The sequence below is a fragment of the Enterovirga sp. genome, from assembly GCF_028290205.1.
Taxonomy (GTDB): Bacteria; Pseudomonadota; Alphaproteobacteria; order Rhizobiales; family Beijerinckiaceae; genus Enterovirga.
In genome coordinates this window covers 1-3,219 of record NZ_JAQGKF010000192.1, presented here as the reverse complement: position 1 = coordinate 3,219, position 3,219 = coordinate 1, and the positions used below count along the sequence as shown (strand labels likewise).

At 69.8% G+C, this 3,219-nt stretch carries 3 protein-coding genes and 1 tRNA gene; all 4 read left to right on the top strand.

All coding sequences use genetic code 11. The annotated features are described in order from the left end of the window. A partial coding sequence (locus JWR86_RS13625) for a DUF2065 domain-containing protein (RefSeq protein ID WP_299566525.1) occupies nt 1–209 on the top strand: 209 nt, incomplete at its 5' end. Nucleotides 210–335: 126 nt separating this feature from the next. Continuing rightward, nucleotides 336–1,787 carry a DegQ family serine endoprotease gene (locus JWR86_RS13620; protein ID WP_299566523.1) on the top strand — a complete coding sequence of 484 codons (1,452 nt, stop codon included), beginning with the start codon at nt 336–338 and terminating at the stop codon, nt 1,785–1,787. 80 nt (nt 1,788–1,867) lie between these two features. Further along, nucleotides 1,868–2,404, top strand: coding sequence for a YetF domain-containing protein (locus tag JWR86_RS13615; protein WP_299566521.1), 537 nt, complete (start codon nt 1,868–1,870; stop codon nt 2,402–2,404). 121 nt (nt 2,405–2,525) lie between these two features. After that, nucleotides 2,526–2,602, top strand: a tRNA-Met gene (locus tag JWR86_RS13610). Nucleotides 2,603–3,219 lie beyond the last annotated feature (617 nt).

Below are 3,219 nucleotides of genomic sequence, written 5' to 3'. Positions count from 1 at the left end.
CGACCCTGACGGGGATGAGAGACCTTGTCGCAGCTCTGGGTCTCGCACTTGCCATCGAGGGTCTGCTGTTTGCATCCTTCCCCGGCATGATGAAGCGTGTCATGTCCGATGCATCGGCATCCCCGCGCGAGCGCATGCGACTCGTCGGGGTCCTGTCGGCACTGATCGGGGTCGGCGTGGTCTGGGCCGCGAGGCGCATCGGGTTCTGACCGCGCAGGCAGGCGTGCACAGGTCCGGGCAGTCCGGGCGGCGGTTCTTCCCGCATGCAGGATCGGCGAGGTCGTTCGATGATGACGCGTTCTTCAAGGCCCGACACCCTCCCGTTCGGCTGGAGGATGCCCCGCGCCGCCCTAGCGGTGCTTGCGGCAGCGGGCTGGCTCCTCGCGTCCCCTGTTTCGGCGCGAGGGCCCGATTCCCTGGCCGATCTCGCCGCCCAGGTCACTCCGGCGGTGGTGAACATCTCGGCCTCCACGACCGCCGAAAGCCGCTCGCCCTCGTCCTCGCCCCGGACCGCGCCCCAGCCCGGCCAGCCGCTCGACGATCTGTTCGAGGAGTTTTTCCGGCGCCGCGGGCAGGGTCCGAACCGTGAAGAGGCGCCGCGGCCGCGGCGCGGCAATTCGCTCGGCTCCGGCTTCGTGATCGACGCCTCGGGCATCGTGGTCACGAATGCCCACGTCATCGGCGACGCCAATGACATTCAGGTGATCTTCTCCGACGGGACCCGGCTCAAGGCCGAGATCGTCGGCAAGGATTCCAAGATCGACCTGGCCGTCCTGCGGGTGAAGTCCGACAAGCCACTGCCGGCGGTGCCGTTCGGCGATTCCGAAGCCATGCGGCCGGGCGACTGGGTGATGGCGATCGGCAACCCGTTCGGGCTCGGCGGGTCCGTCTCGGCCGGCATCGTGTCCGCGCGGGGCCGCAACATCGAGTCCGGACCCTACGACAACTACATTCAGACCGATGCGGCCATCAACAAGGGCAATTCGGGCGGTCCGCTCTTCAACATGAAGGGCGAGGTGATCGGAATCAACACGGCCATCCTGTCGCCCACCGGGGGATCGGTCGGCATCGGCTTCGCGGTTCCGGCCGCCAACGCGGTGCCGGTGATCGACCAACTGCGGGAGTTCGGCGAGACCCGCCGCGGCTGGCTCGGCGTCCGCATCCAGAGCGTTGACGACGCGACCGCCGAGGCGCTGGGGCTCGGCGCGCTGCGAGGCGCGCTGATCGCCGGGATCGACGAGAAGGGCCCAGCGAAACCGGCCGGGCTCGAGGTCGGGGACGTCATCGTGCGATTCGACGGCCGCGAGGTGAAGGAATCCCGCGACCTGCCCCGCATCGTCGCCTCCACACCGGTCGGCAAGTCGGTCGAGGTCGGCATTGTCCGCAAGTCGCAGCCGCTCACCAAGCAGGTCACGCTGGGCCGGCTGGAAGACGGTGAGAAGGGCCAGCAGGCCTCGAACCAGCCGGCCGCCGAGCCGCCGAGCGCCATGCGGCGCGCCCTCGGGCTCGAATTGTCGGGCGTTTCGGAGGACCTCCGCAAGCGCTACGGCATCAAGGACAGCGTCAAGGGCGTCGTGGTCACCCGCGTCGATCCCAACTCCTCCGCAGCCGACAAGCGCATCCAGCCCGGCGAGGTGATCGTCGAGGTCGGCCAGGAGGGCGTGGCCACGCCGGCCGACGTGACGCGGCGGGTCGAGACCCTGAAAAAGGAAGGCCGCAAGTCGGCCCTGCTTCTGGTCGCGAACGCGCAAGGCGAGGTGCGCTTCGTCGCGGTGTCGATCGAGTAGAGTGCGGCCGCCCAGGCGAGCCGCATGACGTTGCAAGCCGGCGCGCGCCGGGCCTATGAACCGCAGCAGACCCGTCGCGCATGACCAGGCCGATCGACTGGGGCGCCATCTTCGTGCCCGAGAGCCCGCTCTTCGAGATCGTGCTCCGGGGCACGATCATGTACATCGTGCTGTTCCTGGCGCTCCGCTTCCTGATGAAGCGCAACACCGGCCAGATCGGCGTGGCCGACCTGATGGTGATCGTCCTCGTGTCCGAGGTCTCCCAGACGGCGCTGGTCGGCGAGGCGAAATCGGTCACTGAAGCCGCGCTCTCCGTGGGCGTCATCCTGTTCTGGAGCTTCGTGGTGAACTGGGTGTCGTTTCACGTCCCGGCTCTGTCCACGCTGACGGCCGCCGCGCCCCTGACCCTTGTCGAGCACGGCCGGCTGAACCGGCAGAACATGCGGCGCGAGCTCATCACCTATGACGAGCTCGTCAGCCAGATGCGCCTGCACGGCATCGAGGACATCGCGCAGGTGCGCTGCGCCCGGCTGGAAGGGGACGGCTCGTTCAGCTTCCTCCGGGTGGAGGACAACGGCGAGCAGACCGAGACCCCGGAGAAGCGCAAGGCGACCTGACCGCTGGAGCGAAGTGGTCCTCCTCAGGCCATGCACCGCGGTTTTCGCCGTCCCGGCCCTGCCGCGCGCGTCCTTCCTTGACAGGGGCCCGACCTCGTCCCTATGACCGCGCCTCCGGTCTGGCGGAGTAGCTCAGCTGGTTAGAGCACGGGAATCATAATCCTGGGGTCGGGGGTTCGAGTCCCTCCTCCGCTACCACCGTTCCCCTCGCCGCGTTGGGGGATTGCAGGAACTGCACGGCGATCTCGCCGGCGTCTCCTTCCACGAACATCGTGATCTCGGCTTCAGCCGATGCCGCGCCGATCCAGTCGGGATCGAGCTGCAGCACGGTCGTGCCCCGGCCATCAGCAGAGCCTTCCACGGCAGCGTCGCGGCTGAACGCCACCACCTTGCCGGCGCCGCGATGCTGCACCTCGCAGAAAGGGGCCGCCAGATCGGCGCCCGGCCTGAACACGAAGAGGCTGCCGCGGCGGAGGTCGTCCACCCGTCCGGCGACGGCGCGGACCTCGCCGCCCTTCAGCACGGCGGGCTGCGCCTCGCCGGCGGCGCCGAGTCGGGCCCGGCCCGGCCGGCCGCGCAACCGCCCGAGCAGGTCCCGCCAGCCCGGGCCGTGCTCCTGGCGCGGGAGGAGGGCCACAAAGCCTCTCGGCTGGCCGTCCTCGGCGCCGAGGGAGCGGTCCACGTCGGGTCGCGCGGAGCGGGCCATGGCGGAACCGGCATAGACGGCCCCGGCCGTCTTGAGGGCGAAGGGGCCGGCCCCGAGCGCGGCCGGGTCGGACAGCCACCCCCGCGCGTAAACCGCGTCCGCGGCCACG

Excerpts from the sequence above, each read along its gene's own strand:
- JWR86_RS13620 (WP_299566523.1), top strand. The coding sequence starts at position 336 with ATGCCCCGCGCCGCCCTAGCGGTGCTTGCGGCAGCGGGCTGGCTCCTC.
- JWR86_RS13615 (WP_299566521.1), top strand. The coding sequence starts at position 1,868 with ATGACCAGGCCGATCGACTGGGGCGCCATCTTCGTGCCCGAGAGCCCG.